This window comes from Paraburkholderia sp. EB58 (assembly GCF_050436665.1).
GTDB lineage: Bacteria > Pseudomonadota > Gammaproteobacteria > Burkholderiales > Burkholderiaceae > Paraburkholderia.
In genome coordinates, this window is sequence record NZ_JBNDMQ010000010.1 from 191,539 (window position 1) to 211,267 (window position 19,729).

At 63.2% G+C, this 19,729-nt stretch carries 17 protein-coding genes; 9 read left to right on the plus strand and 8 right to left on the minus strand.

Annotation, left to right across the window (positions count from 1 at the left end):
* Nucleotides 1–17: 17 nt before the first annotated feature.
* The 6 genes from P3T40_RS17315 to P3T40_RS17340 form a co-directional block, all read right to left on the minus strand.
* Nucleotides 18–746 (minus strand): SDR family oxidoreductase, encoded by a 729-nt coding sequence (locus P3T40_RS17315; protein WP_429268944.1) that lies wholly within the window; start codon nt 744–746, stop codon nt 18–20.
* 19 nt (nt 747–765) lie between these two features.
* A complete protein-coding gene (locus P3T40_RS17320; RefSeq protein ID WP_429268945.1) occupies nt 766–2,049 on the minus strand; it encodes a sugar ABC transporter permease in 1,284 nt (427 codons plus the stop codon).
* A gap of 14 nt (nt 2,050–2,063) precedes the next feature.
* On the minus strand, nt 2,064–2,867 hold the full coding sequence (locus P3T40_RS17325) for an ATP-binding cassette domain-containing protein (protein WP_429268946.1): 804 nt from the start codon (nt 2,865–2,867) through the stop codon (nt 2,064–2,066).
* 68 nt (nt 2,868–2,935) lie between these two features.
* Nucleotides 2,936–4,000: an ABC transporter substrate-binding protein gene (locus P3T40_RS17330; protein WP_429268947.1), complete on the minus strand. Its 1,065-nt coding sequence runs from the start codon at nt 3,998–4,000 to the stop codon at nt 2,936–2,938.
* Nucleotides 4,001–4,081: 81 nt separating this feature from the next.
* The gene (locus P3T40_RS17335; RefSeq protein ID WP_429268948.1) at nt 4,082–5,050 is read right to left on the minus strand and encodes an AraC family transcriptional regulator; all 969 of its coding nucleotides are present in this window, start codon (nt 5,048–5,050) and stop codon (nt 4,082–4,084) included.
* 352 nt (nt 5,051–5,402) lie between these two features.
* Complete coding sequence (locus P3T40_RS17340) at nt 5,403–6,122, minus strand: carbonic anhydrase (protein WP_429268949.1); 720 nt, start codon at nt 6,120–6,122, stop codon at nt 5,403–5,405.
* Nucleotides 6,123–6,329: 207 nt separating this feature from the next.
* Here P3T40_RS17340 and P3T40_RS17345 point away from each other — a divergent pair, with 207 nt between their 5' ends.
* On the plus strand, nt 6,330–6,632 hold the full coding sequence (locus P3T40_RS17345; protein ID WP_429268950.1) for a putative quinol monooxygenase: 303 nt from the start codon (nt 6,330–6,332) through the stop codon (nt 6,630–6,632).
* A gap of 97 nt (nt 6,633–6,729) precedes the next feature.
* Here the strand turns inward: P3T40_RS17345 and P3T40_RS17350 are convergent, their stop codons facing one another.
* Nucleotides 6,730–8,223 carry a diguanylate cyclase domain-containing protein gene (locus tag P3T40_RS17350; RefSeq protein ID WP_429268951.1) on the minus strand — a complete coding sequence of 498 codons (1,494 nt, stop codon included), beginning with the start codon at nt 8,221–8,223 and terminating at the stop codon, nt 6,730–6,732.
* Nucleotides 8,224–8,506: 283 nt separating this feature from the next.
* Between P3T40_RS17350 and P3T40_RS17355 the strand changes: the two genes are divergently transcribed.
* Entirely contained in the window at nt 8,507–9,439 is a 933-nt protein-coding gene (locus P3T40_RS17355; protein WP_429268952.1) for a 2-hydroxyacid dehydrogenase, read from the plus strand.
* Between the two features lie 58 nt (nt 9,440–9,497).
* Here the strand turns inward: P3T40_RS17355 and P3T40_RS17360 are convergent, their stop codons facing one another.
* On the minus strand, nt 9,498–10,457 hold the full coding sequence (locus P3T40_RS17360; protein WP_429268953.1) for a LysR family transcriptional regulator: 960 nt from the start codon (nt 10,455–10,457) through the stop codon (nt 9,498–9,500).
* Nucleotides 10,458–10,768: 311 nt separating this feature from the next.
* On the opposite strand from P3T40_RS17360, the gene P3T40_RS17365 reads away from it, so the two are divergent.
* From P3T40_RS17365 to P3T40_RS17395, 7 genes are read left to right on the plus strand one after another with little or no spacing between them, the layout of a single operon-like run.
* Nucleotides 10,769–12,265 (plus strand): UbiD family decarboxylase, encoded by a 1,497-nt coding sequence (locus tag P3T40_RS17365; RefSeq protein ID WP_429268954.1) that lies wholly within the window; start codon nt 10,769–10,771, stop codon nt 12,263–12,265.
* Nucleotides 12,258–12,878 carry a UbiX family flavin prenyltransferase gene (locus P3T40_RS17370; RefSeq protein WP_429268955.1) on the plus strand — a complete coding sequence of 207 codons (621 nt, stop codon included), beginning with the start codon at nt 12,258–12,260 and terminating at the stop codon, nt 12,876–12,878. The genes P3T40_RS17365 and P3T40_RS17370 overlap by 8 nt, the downstream gene beginning before the upstream one ends.
* Entirely contained in the window at nt 12,875–15,922 is a 3,048-nt protein-coding gene (locus P3T40_RS17375; RefSeq protein WP_429268956.1) for a xanthine dehydrogenase family protein molybdopterin-binding subunit, read from the plus strand. Before P3T40_RS17370 ends, P3T40_RS17375 begins: the two co-directional genes overlap by 4 nt.
* Complete coding sequence (locus tag P3T40_RS17380) at nt 15,919–16,740, plus strand: FAD binding domain-containing protein (RefSeq protein ID WP_429268957.1); 822 nt, start codon at nt 15,919–15,921, stop codon at nt 16,738–16,740. The genes P3T40_RS17375 and P3T40_RS17380 overlap by 4 nt, the downstream gene beginning before the upstream one ends.
* Nucleotides 16,713–17,273, plus strand: a complete 561-nt coding sequence (locus P3T40_RS17385; RefSeq protein WP_429268958.1) for a (2Fe-2S)-binding protein — start codon at nt 16,713–16,715, stop codon at nt 17,271–17,273. Before P3T40_RS17380 ends, P3T40_RS17385 begins: the two co-directional genes overlap by 28 nt.
* The gene (locus tag P3T40_RS17390) at nt 17,266–18,831 is read left to right on the plus strand and encodes an AMP-binding protein (RefSeq protein ID WP_429268959.1); all 1,566 of its coding nucleotides are present in this window, start codon (nt 17,266–17,268) and stop codon (nt 18,829–18,831) included. The genes P3T40_RS17385 and P3T40_RS17390 overlap by 8 nt, the downstream gene beginning before the upstream one ends.
* A 5-nt stretch (nt 18,832–18,836) precedes the next feature.
* Complete coding sequence (locus tag P3T40_RS17395) at nt 18,837–19,643, plus strand: enoyl-CoA hydratase/isomerase family protein (RefSeq protein WP_429268960.1); 807 nt, start codon at nt 18,837–18,839, stop codon at nt 19,641–19,643.
* Nucleotides 19,644–19,729 lie beyond the last annotated feature (86 nt).

Below are 19,729 nucleotides of genomic sequence, written 5' to 3' on the forward strand. Positions count from 1 at the left end.
CGCGCCTGTCACGCGTTTCAGAGATCGACGCTGTTCGGAAGGATAACGATATCGCGGATTGTCACATTGCGGGGCCGCGTCAGCATGAAAAGCACCGCATCGGCGACCTCTCTCGGCTGCATCAGGCTGCCGTTGGCCAGCGCCTCGTCCATCTTCGCCTTCGGCCAGTCGTCGAGCAGAGCAGTGACGACAGGCCCTGGGGCCACCGCGCCAACCCGCACACCATGCTTGGAGAGTTGGCGCCGGGTCGTATGGACGAAAGCCTGCACCGCGAACTTGGAGGCGGTGTAAATCGGCTCCCACACGACCGGAACGATGCCCGCGATGGAACTGGTGAAGACGATGTCGCCCGATTTCTGCGCGACCAGGTGCGGCAGGACGGCGTGGACCGAGCGGAACGCGGCGTTCACGTTCAGGTTCAGCACGCGGTCCCATTCGTCCGGATTGCCGTCCGCGACCTCGCCGCCGACGTAAGCGCCGGCGTTGGCGTGAAAGATATCGAGGCCGCCTGCGAGGGCGAGGATTTTCGGCAGCATCCCGGATACCTCCGCCGGCTGCAGCAGATCCACGACGAGCGGAAACGCGTTCGGCCCCAGTTCCGCGCACAGTTTCTCGAGCCTGTCCTTCGCACGATCGATCAACACGACCTTCGCGCCTTCCTCGATCAGCGCGCGCGCGCATTCGAGGCCAATACCCGATGCCGCACCCGTGATGGCGGCAACCTTTCCTTTGATGGATTCAGACATTTAATGCTCTCCTCTGTAATTACGCGCGGCCATGCGAGACACGGGACTGGCGGGCGAGCGAGTCGACGATCACCGCGATCGCCAGCACCGCGCCGGTGATCATGAAGCGCAGCGACGACGACAGGTTCAGCAGCGTGAGGCCGCTGGCGATGGACTGGATCACGATAATGCCGAGCACCGCCGAATACGCGCTGCCGCGGCCGCCAAAGAGACTCGTGCCGCCGATCACCGCTGCGGCGATGGCATTCAGGTTGACGTCGCCGGTGCCGGCCTGCTGGCTGGCCGAAGCAAGCCGCGCCGCCGTCAGCACGCCGCCGAGCGCGGCGAGACTCGCGCACAGCACAAAGGCGCTGGTGTAGATGGCGCCGACATTGATACCGGCGCGCCGCGCGGCCTCGTGATTGCCGCCGACCGCATGCATCGAGCGGCCCCAGCGCGTCCGCTTCAACCCATAGTCCATCGCGACCGCGATGCCGAGGAAGATGCCGAACATCAACGGAACGCCGCGCCCCTGGTTGAGGTAGGCCACCACCGCTTCCAGCAGCACAGTGATGGCGAGGCTGCGCACGAGCAGGCTGCCTACCGAGGGCGCCGAGAGATTGGACGCATGGCGTCGCTCACGCGTGCGCATCCCGAGCAACAGCATCACGGCACCCGGCACGAGCGCGAGGATGTACGACACGACCGCGGGGATGATGATGAGTTGTCCGAGGTTCACCATCGCCGAGTCGTAGGGCAGGTTGATCGAGCCGGTCGCGCCGAGGACGTAGAGCTGCATCCCGAGAATCGCGAGCAAGCCGGCGAGTGTCGCGACGAAGCTTGGCATGCCTAACCGGTTGAGCAACAGCGCGTAGATGGCACCTACCACCGCGCCGACGATCACGGCAGCAACGATGGCCAGCAGCACCGGCCAGCCATGATTGACCCAGAGCATCCCGACGAGGGCCGAAGCGAAGCCGCTCATCGAACCCACCGACAGGTCGATTTGCCCCACCATCAGCACGCAGACGATGCCCAGCGAAATCACGCCGACCGTCGAACAGTCGAACAGCAGGTTCACCAGGTTGTCGGCCGAGAGGAACACCGGGTTCAGACTGGTGAACACGGTCCAGATGATGACCAGGCCCGCGATAACCGGCAGCGATCCCAGATCCCCCGAACGCACCCGTTCGACGAAGGCCGACACGGTGCCACCCACTCCGGCGGCGTGTTTGACACGCACATCGCTGCGATCGAGCAGGGTGGAGGGCTTCGCAGCGCCTTGCGGTTCAGGCTGTGGCGCGCCTTGCATTTCGTTACTCATGATGGTTCCTTTGACTAGGCGCCCTGTTCGGCCTGGCGCCGGCCGGCGCGACGCGACACTGCGTTCTCGGTGGCGCCGGTAATCGCGGCCACCAGTTCCTGATTCGACGAGTCGGGATAGAAGACACCGTTGTTGCGGCCGAGGCGCAGCACGACGATGCGATCCGCCACGGCGCGGACGTCCTCCATGTTGTGGCTGATCATGATCACCGCATGGCCGCGGTCGCGCACCCGCTCGATCAGGTTCAGCACCTCGGCGGTCTGGGCCACACCGAGCGCCGCGGTCGGCTCGTCGAGCATGATCAGCTTCGGATCGAGCAGCAGCGAGCGGGCGATCGCCACAGTCTGGCGTTGGCCACCCGAGAGCGAGGCGACCACATCGCGCACGCTCGGGATACGGGCCGATAGCTCGTTCAGCAGCGTCCACGCCTTCACCTCCATCGCCACCTCGTCGAGGCGCAGCGGATTCATCTCGCGCCCGAGGTAGATGTTGGCGACGACATCGAGGTTTTCGCACAGTGCGAGATCCTGGAACACCGTGGCGATGCCGAGATCGAGTGCCGCGGCCGGATTGGACAGCGAGACCTCGTTGCCGCCGAAGGTGATCGTGCCGGAGCTGGGTTGATGGACGCCGGCGAGCACCTTCACCAGCGTGGATTTCCCGGCGCCGTTGTCGCCCACCAGGGCGACCACTTCGCCGGCATGCACGTCGAGCTCGATGTCCGTCAGGGCCGAGACTGCTCCGAAGTGCTTCGAGACGCCGCGCAGGCTCAGCACCAGCTCACCTCGCGCGGACCGTGTTGTGGAGTTGTCAGTCATTGGACGGATACCTCATGATGAAGGGAGGAACCCGGCACGAACCAGGTCCCGGCCGGCGCTGTGCCGGATCAGTTCGTGATGCCGAGTTTCTTGCAGCCGTCGGCATAGCGGTCGGTGCACAGATCCTTGGCGCTCGCAAAGCCCTTGTCGACTACTTCCGCCTTGAGGTTCTTCGCTGTGATGACCGCGGGCTTGAAGAGTTGCGTCGGCGTGTTGAAGAGCGTCGTTTCACCCTTTGGGGCCTGACCATTCAGGAAGCCCACGGCCACCTTCGCCGCAGCTGCCGCGACGATTTCACTCGGCTTCAGGATAGTGTTGTACTCGTCACCCGCGATGATCAGTTGCAGCCCTGCTAGCGTCGCGTCATTACCGGTCACGGGCGGCACCGGATTCACGCCGGCTGCCTTGAACGCCGCAACGGCCCCGCCGCCCGTGCCGTCATTGGCGGCCACGACACCGACAATCTGCGACCCAAAGCGGGTGATCTGGCCGCTGACCCACTGCTGGGCCTTCGGCGGCGCCCAATCCGGCGTGTCGTACTCAGCGAGCGTCTTGTAGCCGCTGCCCGCCAAACCCGCGTGGATGCCCTTCTTGATCAGCCCTGCGGCCGCATCAGTCGGCGAACCGTTGACTTCGAGCACGCCACCCTTGCTGGTGGGCACGTTCGTCTCTTTCAGGTGCTCGACGAGCGACTGCGCGATGGCCTTGCCGATGCCTTCGTTGTCGAACGACACGTAGTAATTGGCGGGCGTCGAGGGCACAGGCCGGTCATATGCAATCACCTTGATACCCTGCGCCTGCGCCATATGAACCAGCGACGCGGCGGCCGTCGAGTCCACTGGGTCGAGTACGATCACCTTGGCGCCTTGTGCGATCACCGAGTTGAACTGCTGCTGCTGGGTCGAGACGTCGGCATTGGCGTTCTGGTACAGCACCTTGCAGTCGGGGCAGAGCTTGTTCATTTCGGCCTTGAAGCCGGGAAAGTCGTGCTGTTCGTAGCGCGTCGAGGCCTGGTCGGGCATCAGAAAGGCGACCGTGCCACTGGGTGCGGCCAATGCCGCGGTGCTGCTCAGCAGGGCAAGGCTCAGGCTCAGCGCGCTGACGCGGATCAGTTGGTTCGAAAGTCGGGTCATCAGGTGTCTCCGTTTATTAGAAAATTCCCGGCGTATTGGTGCCGTGGTTGGGCTGCGGGTGAGGCTTCAGTAAAACACTTGCTAGCCGAGCGCTTCCGAGGCGTGTGCGGCGTCAGGTGATTCGGTTGCGCTGGCGGCATTGAGCTGCTGCCAGGCACGCCATTTCGAAGGCGACATCTCCTTCAGCAACAGAAACTGGCGATTAAAGTTCGAGAGGTTGTTGAAGCCGACCTGATAGCAGATATCGGTGACGTTCAGTTCTCCCGACATCAGCAATTGGCAGGCCAGATTGATGCGCAGCCGATTGACGTACTGGACGAAGGGCACGCCGGTGTGGCGGCGGAAATATCGCGAGAAGGCGCTCACGCTCTGGCCCGACAGTTCGGCCAATTCCGTCTCGCGCAACTCTTGCGACAGGTTCTTGCCAATATAAGAAAGCACGTGATTGATGCGCGTCCCCTCATAGCACGCTGGGTCCGCACGATAGGCGGCGCTCGCCAGCTTCACCGGCTCTGCGCTTTGCAAAAGCAGGTCGAGCAAAGCAATAAACAGCGTGATACGCCGTATTCCTTGCGCGCCCAGCATCTCGCGCATGAGCGGTTCTGCGGCTGCGCCCGTTTTTGCTGCGAACAGAACGCCCCAACGCGATGCGTCGAGTAAGCCTTCCATGCGTCTGAGTTCGGGAAAAGCCTGGGTGGCTCGCGAGAGGAATTCGGCATCGAACTGCAGCACCAGACCGCGTTCGTCCACGCGGCTGCCCTGCGGCACGCTGCTGACCCAGTTGTGCGGCAGATTCGATCCCACCATCACGAGATTACCGGGCGCAAAGTTGCCGATGTAATCGCCGACGAAGTATTTACCGGTGGTCGCTGTGATCAGATGAATTTCGTATTCCGGATGGAAATGCCAGCGCACCGTGCGATAGGGGTAGCCATGCGACCAGACCTTGAACGATTCGTCGCGCGGCACGGCGACCAGTTCCAGATCCGGCTGGACAAGGTTGGCGCTGCGGGCCTCCTGACGCGCCGTGGCACCCCGGGTGGTGTGCATCTGTCTTCCTCCTGAGCCAATTTCTTTTTCGGGCAGTTCGCTTGAACCGTATTGCGCATTGCCATGACCGAAAATTAGCCCTGTTGGAGGTATCTCACCACTGAAAATAGGACTGTAAACCGATACTTTCTTGCATTCGGGTTAGTCCGTAAGGGATAAAGAGTCAACTTTTGTGCAACGCAGCAGCTTGTTTACGAGCAGTTGATTTGCAGAGCGAACCTGCCACACGCCCGTAAAAGATGGTTTTCGTCATCAGAAGAGCAGGGCACGCGATAAACGCTATGTATTGCTTATTATTGCCCTGCGAGCAAGCCATCCCAGCGCCAGGCTGGGCGATTGCTCTTCGTTGCGCTCACAACAGATTGACCTTACCGGTAGCGAGATCGTAGACGGCTCCAACCACTTTGACTTTGCCCTCGCTGACGTAGCGGCCGATGACGGGCTTCGACACGCTCAGCCGGTTGGCATTGAGCCGCACGTTCTCGATGGTTGCGTTCGCTTTCAGATCGGCATCGCCATGCAACTGGGCGATGGCCACTGCGGGTTTGAGCGAACGCGCCAGATCCGGAAGATGGCCCGGCAGCACGACGCCTTTCTGAATCGCGTCGACCGTGGCGCTCACCGCACCGCAGTTGGTATGGCCGAGCACCATGATGAGCGGCACCCGCAGAAACTTCACGCCGTATTCGAGACTCGCGAGTCCATCCTCATTGACGAAGTTACCGGCCACCCGCACCACGAAAATATCGCCTGGTCCCTGATCGAAAGCCAGTTCCGGGGCAACGCGCGAGTCTGAGCAGCCGACGATCGCGGCAATCGGATATTGCGCCGTGACACGGCTCGCCCGGCCGGCCGAATAGTCCTTGTTGGAAGGCGCATTGGTCGCGTAGCGCGCGTTGCCGTCCATGAGGCGCGCGAGCGCCTCGGCCGGGGTGATCGCATTGGGCGCGTTGGCGTCCACCGGCTCGGCGGCCCGGGTTTCGCCTGGCGCGAGGCCAGCCAACGTCAACGATGCGGCGCCCGCGAACAGTAACTGGCGGCGTGATGCAGACGGCAGAACGGTGTTGCACATGGCGCTTCTCCTTGCGTGAAGGGCAGCACTGTTTCAGCCGCCCTGTGGAACGACAGTGACTTGCGGCGGGCGCGGGCACACGGCAAAGCTCGATCGCCTGCGTGAGTTCTTGCCTATGTCACATCCGGTGCAAACACTATACTTGGCTGAGGGCGCGTGCATTGCCCCGTTGTAACGCACCCGACGCTCACCACCCAAGGAGAGATCATGGTCAAGCTAGCGCTGTTCGTTCGTCTGGAAGCCAAGCCCGGCAAGGAACAGGAGGTCGAGCGTTTTCTGCTGGACGGCTTACCGCTGGTCGAGGACGAACCGGCGACGACCGCATGGTTCGGTTTGCGTCTTGGCCCATCCACCTTCGGCATCTTCGATGCCTTTGCGGATGAAGCCGGACGTGACGCGCATCTTTCCGGCAAGGTGGCCGCGGCGCTGATGGCCAGGGCGGGAGAGTTGTTTGCGGTGCCGCCCTCGATCGGAAAGCTCGACGTTCTCGCCGCCAAATTGCCCGGATAGGGTCGTCGCAGGCATCAGGCAGTGCACGTGCGCAGCGCGCGAGCGTGAACTCGCCCGCCTGCAGGCCTGCCCGAGCCAGACCCGGGCAAGCGCTGTTTCAATCTTCGTTCGACTTGCTCATGGTCTGGTTCGCATAGTGCGCGCGCTTTTCCTCATACATCAGCAGATCCGCCCGCTGCACCACGGCTTCCAGCCGTTCGCCATACTGACAGGTTGCCGCGCCCATCGAAAAGCTCAATAGCGAGCCTGGGTAGAACTGATTGTTCAGCTCAACCAGTTGCCGAATCGTGTCGATCATCGCCGCGCCGCCATGCTCATCGGTACTGGGCATCAGGATAGCGAATTCGTCGCCACCGATGCGCGCCGCGTGAAAGGGCGTTTCCATCGCTTTCGCCAGCACCTCGCCGGCCCGTCGCAAGAGCGCGTCGCCGGCCGCGTGGCCGAGCTGGTCGTTGATCCGTTTCAGGCCGTTCAGATCGGCCATGATTACGGTCACCGGGAACGGACCCTTGCGTTCGAGCCGGTTGAGTTCGTCAACGTAGAACGAGCGGTTGCGCAGCTTGGTCAGCACATCGTGCTTGCCGAGAAACTCCAGATAGGCCTCAGCTTTCTTGCGCGCGGTGATATCGGTCAGCGCCACCAGCACGAGGTCCCAATCCTGCTCGTGCCCCGGCAGCACCGAAAATTGCAGATGCACGTGCACCTCGCTGCCGTCCAGCGAGTAATTGAGGACTTCGCGTTGCTGAAAGAGCTTGCCGTCCCACAGGTCGACGAGCTGCTCGCGGAAATGTGGCCGCATGTCGTCGCGGAACACCTGTGGCAAACGGGCCAGCAGGGTCTGCTTGTCCGGCGCCGCGAACATGGCGAGCGTGTGCCGGTTCACGTCGAGCACGTGAATTTCCTGCATGCAGCGCTCGACGAACTCCGGATGCACGTCTGTGAACACGCGGAAGTCGGCGATACCGGCCGCACGTGCCTCGTTGAGCAGACGTTTGACCGCGCTGAAATCTTCGACCCAGAGCGACACCGGCGAGTCTTCGAACAGACCGCGCGCGTATTGCTCGGCGTGCACGAGGCGATGGCGCGCGCCTTCCAGCTCGCTCACGTCCTCAAGCGAGACCAGCACGCGGTCCCAGCGCGCTTCGTGCCCAGGCAGGACGGCGCCCTTGAGCAGCACATCGACCCGCCGACCGCCAAGCGTGTAATTGACGGTCTGGCTCATGAAATTCCTGTGGCCGGCCCATAACTGGCACAGCTCTTCGAGGTGGGTCTTCAGCATGTCGTCGCGAAACACTGCGCCGAGATTGGCGGTCAGCGTGGCGAGACTGTCCGCTTCGAACAGATCGAGCGTCTTGCGGTTGACCTTGATGACGCGGATGCTGTGCGCGCACTGCGCGACCCGCTCGGGATGCTCGCTGAAATGCGCGCGTAGATCGGTGACGCCCTCGGCGCGCCAGGTGTCGAACAGCGTGCGCACGCCGCTGAAGTCCTCGAGCCAGAGTGAAACGGGGGCCAGCTCGAACATCTCCGAGTCGTCGCTGGCCGTCGCTTCACCGCGGGGCATCTCTTCTTCACCAAGGGTATCCAGCATGACGAGTCCGTAGTCGAAAGTGTCGCCATTTTAAGACGACTTGGCGGGCAAAGGCGGCCGGGTCAATAACGGTCCTGGCCTGAGGTGGGGCGAAGGGTAGCCCGCTGGGGCCTGCAAGTCGCCGCCAGAGCCGGTCCGGTGCGCTCAAACCCTTACCTGCTAACGGCAGGCAGGGCGGCAACTTGAGCCGCAGCGTACGCCGGGCGTGGTCGTCTGCATACCCGCTGAGCCCTTGTTACACTTTCCAGCGTCGCAGTGTCCCGCCAATCAACGCGCTGAGTCCATGAAGCCTACTTTGCTGGTTCTGATTCCCTTGAATGATGAAAGCCGCGCGTGTATCGCGGCCGCGTTTGACGTGGTCTATGCGCCGGATCCCGCCTCGCGCGCCGAGGCGATCGCCTCGCACGGCGCCACGGTTCGCGCCGTGCTGACCAATGGCACGACCGGGGTGAAAGCCGTGGAAGTCGATCAGTTGCCGAAGCTCGAATTGATCAGCGCGCTGGGCGCCGGTTACGAAAACCTTCCACTCGACCACGCGCGCGCCCGCAACATCGTGCTGGTCAATGGAGCAGGGACCAATGACCACTGCGTCGCCGATCATGCCTTCGCGCTGCTGCTGGCAGTGGTGCGCGATGTCCCGCAACTCGATCGGGCGGCCCGCGAGGGCGTTTGGCGCAACACGCTGCCGATGCACCCGAACGTGTCGGGCAAGCGCCTTGGCATTCTCGGCCTCGGCAATATCGGTCAGAAGGTCGCCAGACGTGGCGCAGGGTTCGACATGGAACTCGGCTACCACAACCGTAAGCCGCGTGAAGGCGAGTCGATGCGTTACTTCGATAGCGCCACGGCGCTCGCGCAGTGGTGCGATTTCCTCGTGATAGCGACGCCGGGCGGCCCCGCCACGCAGCATCTGGTCAACAAGGCGGTACTCGACGCGTTGGGACCGAATGGGTTCGTCGTGAATGTGTCGCGCGGCAGTGTCGTCGATACCGCGGCGCTTGCCGACGCACTCAAGGCGGGATCGATTGCCGGGGCTGGGCTCGACGTGTACGAGGGCGAGCCGCATCTGCCCGAAGCCTTGCGCGAGCTGCGCAACGTCGTGCTGACGCCGCATGTGGGTGGCCGCTCGCCAGAGGCGGTCATGGCCTCGGTGCAGAACTTTATAACCAACGCTACACGGCATTTTGCGGGCGAGGCGGTGTTGACGCCGATCTGAGCGGGGCTGCGGTAGACCGCCTCCGCGAAAGCGGTAGTCGCCTGCTGGACCACTTGAATCAGGACGATGGGCGGCGAACCGTCGAGATCCGCTCGTGCGGCAGCGGCACGTTCATATCTGACGCACTCGACACCTGACGCAGTTCGTCGGCAATGATCGAGATCAGCGCGTCAGCCGCCGCGCTCAGGGGTCGGCGCGGGTGGCTCACACAGACGATATGGCGCACGATGCGCGGCGCGAGGATCGGATAGGCGCGCAACGTGCCTTGCCGCACGGCACGTTCGACGGCGATGCGCGGCAGGATCGTGGCAAAACGCGTGCTCTCCACGAGCTTGACGATGGTGGAGAGCACATCGATTTCGAAGCGCGGTGCAAGCAGAATGTCTTCATGCTGCGCGGCTGTATCGAGCACGCCGCGCAGACCATGACGCTTGGTCGGCAACACGAGCTCCAGTTCGGGCAACTGCGCCAGTTCGATCGCGTGCGGCAGATCGGGACCGTGCATGGCGCTGGTGACCAGCACCATTTCCTCATCGAGGAGCGGCTGCGCATCGAGCGAGAGCCGCGAGCGGGGCTTGTTGATCAGCGCAGCGTCGAGCTGGCCGCCCGCCACCCAATCGATGAAAGTGGCGCTATAACCATCCGCCACCGTCACTTCGACGTGCGGATAACGCGTATGAAAGCGCGACAGCGAATCCGCGAGGACGCTCTCCGTCACCGAGGCGATCAGCCCAATCGCGACGTGACCGGTCACCACTTCGTCGCGCTGCACGAGTTGCTGCCTGGCATGGGCGAGATCGCGCACGATCGGCAGGAACAGGCGGTACATCAACCGCCCCGCGGCGGTCGGGGCCATGCCGTGCGCACCGCGTTCGAAGAGTTGCTGGTGCAGCTCGTCTTCGAGCTTGGCAATCTGCATGCTCAATGCGGGCTGCACGATGTTCAGGCGCTTTGCGGCACGCGTGACGGAACCGTCTTCAAACAGCGCGATGAAATACTGGATTTGTTTGAGGTCCATAGCGATCTGAATGGGACGTCAAGTCGGGGGCCATCAACGTGGCTAATGAGCTCGGATCACATTATCAGGTTTGCGCCGGAAAGTGCACCAACGGATGTCCCGGATGATGCCGCTCCAGCTCGCCTGAGACGGTAATTCAATGGATATCGTTTTGTAAGCCGGGTGTCATTGGGGCTAACACGGATATCAGTATCGATGATTCAAAACATCAAAAAACAGTATTAGAACTTATACAGCGATCTCGCTACGCTTCATTGCATATCTCGCGGCGACTGTTCCCGGCGCATAGCGAGGCATCAATGGAGACGTAGATGAACACACGCGATGCCGTCACGAACGGCACCTCTTCCTTGTCGTGGGCCCCGCAATCCGGCGTGCTGACGCTGCGCGACTGGCTCGCGCATCTTGCAAGAACGGATCGTCTGGCGACGATCGACAAACCCGTCGCGCTCGAACACGAACTCGCCGCCATCGCCAAACATCTCGACGGCGACCAGGCCGTATTCTTCACGAAGCCGGCTGGCCGTGACATTCCGGTCGTGAGCGGATTCATGTCAAAGCGCGCCTGGATTGCTGAAGCCATGGGCGTGGCCGAATCTCAACTGCTGACGCGGTTTCGCGAAGCGGCCGGGCAGCCGATTGCGTCGAAAGTCTTGCCGCGCGACGCTGCGCCGTGCCAGCAGGTAGTGCTGACGAAGGACATCGATCTGCACGCGTTGCTTCCCATCCCCACGCACAGCGAACATGACAACGGCCCCTATATCACAGCGGGTCTCGTGATCGCGCGCAATCCGCGCACCGGCGTGCAGAACGTGTCGATCAACCGCATCCAGGTGCATGGCCCGGACCGCATGGCGATCCTGATGCTGCCGCGCCATTTGTACGCGTTTCAGAAGGCCGCGGAAGAAGCAGGCGATGCGCTCGACGTGGCAGTCGCAATCGGCGTCGATCCACTGACGATGCTCGCTTCGCAAGCAATTACTCCGATCGATCACGACGAGCTGGAAATCGCCGGCGCGCTGCACGGCATGCCGCTGCCGGTCGTCCAATGCGTGACGAACGGGGTGCATGTGCCCGCGTTTGCAGAGATCGTGATCGAAGGCCGCATCCTGCCGAACGTGCGTGAGCCGGAAGGCCCGTTTGGCGAATTTCCTAAGTACTACAGCGCACAGGAGGCGCGTGAAGTGATCGAAGTCACTGCGCTCACGCATCGCGAGAAGCCGATTTTTCATACGATTGTGCCGGCGGAAATGGAGCATCTGCTGCTCGGCGCGATTCCGCGCGAGGCGACGCTGCTCGCTCACCTGCAGCGCAGCCATCCGGGCGTGAAGGACGTGCACCTCTCGGTAGGGGGCGTGTGCCGCTATCACCTGTGGATCCAGTTCGACAAGAGGCGTGAAGGCGAAGCTAAGAATGTGATCCTCTGCGCGTTCGGCGCGCATTACGACATCAAGCAGGTCGTCGTGGTCGATACCGATGTGGACGTGCACGATCCGGCGGAAATCGAATGGGCGGTAGCGACGCGTTTTCAGGCTGATCGTGATCTGGTGGTGATCGAGGGCGCACAAGGCTCGCCGCTCGATCCGTCCACCACGGTCGGCCAGCCCGTGGATGCACCGCTTCATCTGCAAGGCGTGAGCGCGAAGATGGGGCTCGACGCCACGCGGCCGGTCGTCTATCCGGCGCACGTGTTCACACGCGTGCGGATTCCCGGCGAGAACAAGGTCGATCTCGACGCCCTGGTTGCGGCGGACAACGCCAGCTTCGCCGCTTATCTGGGTGCTGACGCGGGCAAGCGGCATGACTGAGCGTCAGCGCGAGCGCATCGTCGTGGGCCTCTCGGGGGCCAGCGGCGCGGTTATCGGCGTGCGCTTGCTCGCCGCGCTGCGCCGCCTTGGCACGCATGAGACCCATCTGATCGTGTCGGCATCGGGCGCGGTGACGGCCGCGCAGGAGCTGGGTCTCAGCCGTGGCGACCTCGACGGCATGGCCGACGTGGTCCATAACGTGCGCGATATTGGCGCCTCGGTTGCGAGCGGCTCGTTCCTGACCTCGGGCATGGTGATTGCACCGTGTTCGATGAAAACGCTCGCGAGCGTCGCGAACGGTTTCGCCGACAACCTGCTGACGCGTGCGGCCGATGTCATGCTCAAGGAACGCCGCCGCCTCGTGCTGGTAGCGCGGGAAACGCCATTGAATCTGGCCCATCTGCGCAACATGACGCTCGCCACCGAGATGGGTGCGATCGTAATGCCGCCGGTCCCGGCGTTCTACGCGCATCCGCAGACCATCGACGACGTGGTCGATCACACGGTGGGGCGGATTCTGGATCTGTTCGGCATCGAGCATCGCGAGATCGCACACCGCTGGAGCGGTCTCGCCGATGCATTTGCGGGCCGCGATGAGGGAACAGACCGATGAACCAGCGCGATACGGCTTTTGCCGAGCTCAAGCCAGGGATTCCGCACGAAGCCGAAGAAGCGGCTCCGGGCGCAGCCCCACGGCGGCACGTCGGCCGCTCGATGCAGCGCGTCGAAGACCCCGCGATCCTGACTGGCCGCGGCCGTTATGGCGATGACATCGGCGTGAAGCCCGGCACGCTGCATGCCGCGATCTTGCGTTCGCCGCATGCGCATGCCGAGCTCGCTGCAATCCGCGCCGAAGACGCATTGAAGCACCCCGGCGTGCGCGCCGTGCTGACCCGCGATGATCTGCGCGCATGGTCGCGGCCGTTCGTCGTCGGCGTGAAGTCGCCCATGGAGCAATGGTCGCTGGCGATGGACCGCGTGCGTTACGTCGGCGAACCGGTGGCCGTAGTGCTGGCGGAATCGCGTGCGCTGGCGGAAGACGCACTCGACCTGATCAAGGTCGACTACACGCTGCTCGATCCGGTGACGTCAATCGAACAGGCGGCCAGCGATGACGCTCCCATTTTGCACGAGCGCGTCGGCACCAACGTGATCAGCGATCGGCACTTCCGCTATGGCGACCCCGAAGCCGCGTTCGAGAAAGCGCCGCACCGAGTGAAGCTGCAGGCGCACTATCCGCGCAATAGTTGTGCGCCGATTGAATGCGGCGTGGTGATTGCCGAGTTCCTGTCAGGTGACGAAGGCTACGACGTAACATCGAATTTCATGGGACCGTTCTCGCTGCACGCGGTAATGGCGATGGCGCTGAACGTGCCGGCGAACCGGCTGCGTCACAAGGCGCCGCGCGACTCGGGCGGCAGCTTCGGCGTGAAGCAGGCGGTGTTTCCCTATGTAGTCCTGATGTGCCTTGCCTCGCGAAAGGCCGGTGCGCCGGTGAAGTGGGTCGAAGACCGGCTCGAACATCTGAGCGCGGCCACATCGGCGACGGCGCGCTTTTCGACACTCGAAGCCGCGGTGGAAAACGACGGCAGGATCATCGCGCTCTCCTACGACCAGCTCGAAGACTGCGGGGGTTATCTGCGCGCGCCGGAACCCGCGACGTTCTACCGGATGCACGGTTGCCTCACCGGCGCCTACGCGATTCCAAACCTGCTGGTGCGCAATCGTGTTGTGCTGACAAACAAAACGCCCACCGGGCTCGTGCGCGGCTTCGGCGGCCCGCAAGTGTATTTCGCGCTGGAGCGGTTGATACAACGGATTGCGCTTACGCTGAAACTCGACGTGCTGGAGGTCTACCGGCGCAATTTCGTCGCGGCGGACGCGTTTCCTTATCGCGCTGCAGCCGGTGCGCTGCTCGATTCGGGCAACTATCAGGAGGCGCTACGCCGCTCGTTGTCCGCGGGAGGCTACGACGAGCTCGTTGCACGTCGCGAGGCAGCCCGCAAGGAGGGCCGCCTGTACGGCATCGGCTTTGCGGCGATCGTCGAGCCGTCCGTGTCGAACATGGGATACATCACTACCGTGATGCCCGCTGAGGCCCGCAAGAAGGCAGGGCCGAAGAGCGGCGCAATTGCGAGCGCGACTGTGAGCGTCGATCTGCTGGGCGGCGTGGTGGTCACGGTGGCCTCTACTCCGGCGGGGCAAGGGCATATGACGGTCTGCGCGCAGGTGGTCGCGGACGTGCTCGGCGTCGAGCCGCAAGACATCGTCGTCAACGTCGAATTCGATACGCACAAAGATGCATGGTCGGTTGCGGCGGGCAATTATTCGAGCCGTTTTGCGGGCGCGGTGGCGGGTACGGTTCATCTCGCCGCCGTGCGGGTGCGCGACAAGCTGGCGCGGATCGTCGCCAACCAGTACGGCTGCACGACCGATGAAGTGTGCTTCGAAGGCGGACGTGTCTATGTGAAGGGCGCCGAAGACAAGGCGATCCCGTTCGGCCGTGTCGCCAGCAATGCGCCGCATTGGGCGCCCGCTCTATTGCCGGAAGGCGAGGAACCGGGGCTGCGCGAAACCGTGTTCTGGACGCCGGAAAACATGGACGCGCCGGACGAGAACGATCGCATCAATACTTCGGCAGCCTATGGTTTTGCCTTCGATATGTGCGGCGTCGAAATCGATCGCGTGACCGGCCGGATCCGCATCGACCGTTACGTGACGGCGCACGATGCCGGCACGCTGCTAAACCCCGCGCTCGCCGACGGCCAGATTCGCGGCGCGTTCGCGCAAGGGCTGGGCGCGGCGCTGATGGAGGAGTTTCGTTATGGCGCGGACGGCAGCTTCCAGTCGGGCACGCTCGCCGACTATCTGATGCCAACCACCTGCGAGGTGCCCGATCCGGTCATCGTGCATCTGGAAACGCCGTCGCCATTCACGCCGCTTGGTGCGAAAGGGCTTGGCGAAGGCAACAACATGAGCACGCCGCCGTGCATTGCCAACGCGGTGGCCGATGCACTCGCTGTGGACGATATCCGTTTGCCGCTGACGCCATCGAAAGTAATGGCGTTGATCGGCATCGACGACCCCGAACCGTCGCGACCGGAGCTCCGCGAGGCGCCTGCCGCGAAACCGGCCGTGCCGGGTGGCGGCAAGGCGCTCACCGCACAAGGCACGGTCGATCTGCCCGCCACGCCTGAGGCAATCTTCGCGGTGCTGATGGATCCGAGCGCGCTCGCTAAGGTGATTCCGGGTTGTCATGCGCTGGAGTCGACGGGGACCAACCAGTATCGCGCGGATGTCACCGTTGGCGTGGGCATGATCAAGGCGCGCTTCGAAGCGCAGATCGGGCTATCGGATCTCGATCCACCGCATCGGCTGAAACTGGCCGGCGCGGGCATCTCGCCGCTAGGCAGCGCACGCGGCAACGGTCTGATCGAACTGACAGCGATAGCGCAAGGCACGCGGCTTTCGTACGACTACGAAGCGCAGGTGTCAGGCAAGGTTGCGGCGGTCGGCGGCCGCATGCTAGAGGGCGCGGCGAAGGTCGTGTTGCGCCAGTTGTTCGAATCGCTTGGGCGCCAGGCGTCAGGTAATCCATTGAAAGCGGGCGGATCGTGGCTGTCGCGCCTGTTGGCGATCTTCAGGAGGACGACATGAAACCGGCGTCATTCGATTATCTGCACGCCATGACGACGCAGGATGCACTCGATGCGCTAGCTGAAACCGGTGAGGACGCGCGCATCCTCGCAGGCGGCCAATCGCTGATGGCCGTGCTCAACATGCGGCTTGCGCAACCGCGTCTCCTGATCGACATCTCGCGCACCGAGGAACTGAACTCGGTGCGCGTCGACAACGATGCGGGCTATCTGGTGGTTGGGGCGGCGGCGACGCAGGGCAGCGTCGAGTGGCGCAAGTGGCTGGTGAACGAAACGCCCTTGCTGATGATGGCCTTCCCGTACATCTCACACTTTCAGATTCGCAACCGCGGCACGGTCTGCGGCTCGATTGCGCACGCCGATCCGAGCGCGGAATTGCCGCTAGTGCTCACCGCGCTGGGCGGCGAGGTGGTGCTGCGCTCGAAGAAGAAAAAGCGCGTACTGGCGGCCGCGGATTTCTTTCAAGGCATGTTGATGACGGCGCGCGCGCCGGACGAACTCGTCGAAGCGGTCCGCTTCCCGCTGAAAAAACCGGGCGAACGCTATGGCTTTACGGAGTTCTCCGCACGGCACGGCGACTTCGCCATGGTGGCCTGCGCGGCAGTCGTGACGCCTGACTCCATCAGCCTCGCTGTGGGCGGCGTGGCGGACCGGCCGGTGGTCGAACGCTGGCCGCACCTGCAGGGCGATGATCTGCGCGGCGCATTGAACGATTTGAGCTGGAAGCTGGGCGCGCAGGACGATGCGCATATCAGCGCGAAATACCGCCGGCATCTGGTCCGGCAACTCGGATGGCGCGTGATCGAGGAGGCGAAGTGAGCAAAGCATCGAGCAATATCATGCGGCAGGGCGAAACTCAGCGCGTCACGCTGACGCTTAATGGCCGCGCCCGCAGTGGTCTGTGTGAGACGCGCGACCTGCTGTCGGATTTCATCCGCCACGAACTGGGTGCGACCGGCACGCATGTGGGCTGCGAACATGGGGTGTGCGGTGCGTGCACCGTACATATCGATGGCGTCGCGGCGCGTTCGTGCCTGATGCTGGCCGTGCAGGTGCAAGGGCGGCGTGTCGATACCGTGGAGGGCCTCGCGCCCGACCAGACGCTCGGCGATCTGCAGCAGGCATTTCAGCGCCATCACGCACTGCAGTGCGGGTTTTGCACGGCGGGCATTCTGATGTCATGCGGCGACTATCTGCAACGTGTGCCGGATCCGACTGAGGAACAGGTGCGCGAGATGCTCTCGGGCCATCTGTGCCGCTGTACGGGCTATACGCCGATCGTCGCGGCCGTGCTGGATGTAGCTGCGCGCCGCAAGCAGCGCAACGAAATCCCGGAGGCCGCCAATGCTTGATCTCGGCCGCACGTTTCTGCAATGCGTTGAACGCAGTCCGAATGCGCTAGCGCTCGTGGATGGCGAACTCGAGCTAACGTATGCAGCGTGGCATCGCGTCATTCTCAACGTGGCCGACGGTCTGCGCGAGTTCGGTCTCGCACGCGGCGATCGTTTACTGGTGGTGCTGCAAAACCGCTGGGAAATGGCGACGCTGCACTGGGCCTGCCAGTTTGCCGGGCTCGTCATCGTGCCGCTGAACTGGCGTGCCAAGCCCGAAGAACTAGATTACTGCGTGACCGACGCGGGCGTCAAGGCGATCGTCTACGAGCCGGTATGCGCCGATGCGGTGATCCAGAGTCCCGCCGCGCAGAAGCTGCCGCGTATCGGACTCGACGAGGTACAGGGCCGCACGGCCTCATTCGACGCGTTGCTCGTCGAGCGCGCACATACTGGCGAAGCCGTCCATGCCACCGCCGACGACTACTCGCTGATCCTCTATACCTCCGGCACGACCGGCAAGGCAAAAGGTGTGCCGCGCCGTCACCGGCATGAGCGTGCCGCGGCGCTTGCGCACGTTGCGCAGAACCTCTACCGGCACGGCGAACGCACGCTTGGCGTGATGCCGCTTTACCACACGATGGGCGTGCGCTCGCTGCTGGCGATGGCGCTGGTCGACGGCCTGTTCGTCTGCGTGCGCCGCTGGAACGCGCGGCTCGCGCTCGATTCGATCGCCGCTTACCGGCTCTCCTGCCTGTATCTCGTGCCGACGCTTTATCACGATCTACTCGCTGATCCAGGCTTCGCCAGTACCGACACGTCCACGGTGACCAAGCTCGGCTTCGCTGGCGCGCCGATGAGCGACGGCCTGCTCAAGCGCCTGCAGCAGGCATTCAAGCCCGAGTTGTTCGTCAATCACTACGGCTCGTCGGAGGTGTACACGGTCAGCATCGAGCAGGACGCCACCAGAAAACCGGGCTGCGCGGGACGCGCCGGTATCAACACGCGCTTGCGGGTCGTGAAGCTCGACGCAGGCTCGCCGGACGAGCTCGCGCAAGTCCACGAAGAAGGCCAGATCATCGCGGACCTGCTCGGCGACGAAGCCTTTGAGGGCTATTGGAACCGCCCCGACGCCAACGCGAAGTCGCTCCACGACGGCTGGTATTTCACCGGCGACACCGGCTATTTCGATGCTGACGGCGAGCTGTTCGTCACAGGCCGCGTCGACGACATGATCATCAGCGGCGGCGAAAACATTTCGCCGGTCGATATCGAGTCGGTGCTGTCGCTGCATCCGGCCGTGGACGAGGTCGCCGTGGCCGGCATCAATGACGAACGCTGGGGTCAGCGCGTAGTGGCTTTTATCAAGCGCCGCGAATACGTCGATGCGCAAACGCTCGACGCCTATTGCCGTACCTCTGATCTGGTCAATTTCAAACGGCCGCGCGACTACGTGTTTGTCGACGATATTCCGAAGTCGCCGGTCGGCAAGATTCTGCGCCGCAAGCTCTCTGCCGGCGAGTACGAGCTCGACGGCCGCGAGCCCGTTGCCCAACCTGTTCATACCACCAAGGAGTAACCGAAATGACTGACTTGACCCATCGCGGCCAGATGCTGCTTCAGGAGCTCGATGGCTTCTCGATCGAGATCGATGCCGCACGTGAGCGCGCCGACATCATCCTGCATCGGCCGCCGTTGAACGTCATTTCGATGCATGCCCGCGACCAGTTGCGCGCCGCCTTCGAAGCGCTCGATGAAGACGAGCGCGTGCGGGTGATCGTCGTACGCGCCATAGGCGAACACTTTTCGAGCGGCGGCGATATCAAGGGCTTTCTCGAAGCGTCACCGGAACATGTGTCGAAACTGGCATGGAATATCGCAGCGCCTGCGCGCTGTTCGAAGCCCGTGATCGCAGCGAACCGCGGCTTCTGCTTTGGTGTGGGCTTCGAACTGTCGCTGGCGTGCGATTTCCGTATCGCCACGGATACGACTTTCTATGCGCTGCCGGAGCAGAAGCTCGGCCAGATTCCGGGCTCGGGCGGCTCCGCGCGTCTGCAGCAGATGGTCGGCATTGGCCGCACCAAGGACATTGTGATGCGCTCGCGTCGCATTCCTGGCAAGCAGGCTTACGAGTGGGGTATTGCCGTGGAGTGCGTGCCCGATGCAGATCTGGAAGCGACAACCGATGCACTGGTCGATGAACTGCGTGCCTTCTCGCCGCTCGCGCAGCGTACCGCGAAGAAGCTCCTGAACGACACCGAAGACGCGCCGTTGTCCATTGCAATCGAACTGGAAGGGCATTCCTATAGCCGTTTGCGCACCTCCGACGATTTCCGCGAAGGCGTCGAAGCGTTTCATGGCAAGCGCAAGCCCGTGTTCCGCGGAAGCTGAGTACTACTGCCAAAACGACAAGGCAACCAAGAGCACGCATATCAAGCGTGCCTCGACACCGGACCGATCGAAAGAGAAACCGGTGA

Coding starts and splice junctions, on each gene's coding strand:
- P3T40_RS17345 (WP_429268950.1), top strand. CDS start 6,330: ATGGTCAAGCTAGCGCTGTTCGTTCGTCTGGAAGCCAAGCCCGGCAAG.
- P3T40_RS17365 (WP_429268954.1), top strand. CDS start 10,769: ATGAACACACGCGATGCCGTCACGAACGGCACCTCTTCCTTGTCGTGG.
- P3T40_RS17315 (WP_429268944.1), bottom strand. CDS start 746: ATGTCTGAATCCATCAAAGGAAAGGTTGCCGCCATCACGGGTGCGGCA.
- P3T40_RS17335 (WP_429268948.1), bottom strand. CDS start 5,050: ATGCACACCACCCGGGGTGCCACGGCGCGTCAGGAGGCCCGCAGCGCC.
- P3T40_RS17350 (WP_429268951.1), bottom strand. CDS start 8,223: ATGCTGGATACCCTTGGTGAAGAAGAGATGCCCCGCGGTGAAGCGACG.
- P3T40_RS17355 (WP_429268952.1), top strand. CDS start 8,507: ATGAAGCCTACTTTGCTGGTTCTGATTCCCTTGAATGATGAAAGCCGC.
- P3T40_RS17360 (WP_429268953.1), bottom strand. CDS start 10,457: ATGGACCTCAAACAAATCCAGTATTTCATCGCGCTGTTTGAAGACGGT.
- P3T40_RS17395 (WP_429268960.1), top strand. CDS start 18,837: ATGACTGACTTGACCCATCGCGGCCAGATGCTGCTTCAGGAGCTCGAT.
- P3T40_RS17375 (WP_429268956.1), top strand. CDS start 12,875: ATGAACCAGCGCGATACGGCTTTTGCCGAGCTCAAGCCAGGGATTCCG.
- P3T40_RS17325 (WP_429268946.1), bottom strand. CDS start 2,867: ATGACTGACAACTCCACAACACGGTCCGCGCGAGGTGAGCTGGTGCTG.
- P3T40_RS17390 (WP_429268959.1), top strand. CDS start 17,266: ATGCTTGATCTCGGCCGCACGTTTCTGCAATGCGTTGAACGCAGTCCG.
- P3T40_RS17370 (WP_429268955.1), top strand. CDS start 12,258: ATGACTGAGCGTCAGCGCGAGCGCATCGTCGTGGGCCTCTCGGGGGCC.
- P3T40_RS17320 (WP_429268945.1), bottom strand. CDS start 2,049: ATGAGTAACGAAATGCAAGGCGCGCCACAGCCTGAACCGCAAGGCGCT.
- P3T40_RS17330 (WP_429268947.1), bottom strand. CDS start 4,000: ATGACCCGACTTTCGAACCAACTGATCCGCGTCAGCGCGCTGAGCCTG.
- P3T40_RS17385 (WP_429268958.1), top strand. CDS start 16,713: ATGGCGCGTGATCGAGGAGGCGAAGTGAGCAAAGCATCGAGCAATATC.
- P3T40_RS17340 (WP_429268949.1), bottom strand. CDS start 6,122: ATGTGCAACACCGTTCTGCCGTCTGCATCACGCCGCCAGTTACTGTTC.
- P3T40_RS17380 (WP_429268957.1), top strand. CDS start 15,919: ATGAAACCGGCGTCATTCGATTATCTGCACGCCATGACGACGCAGGAT.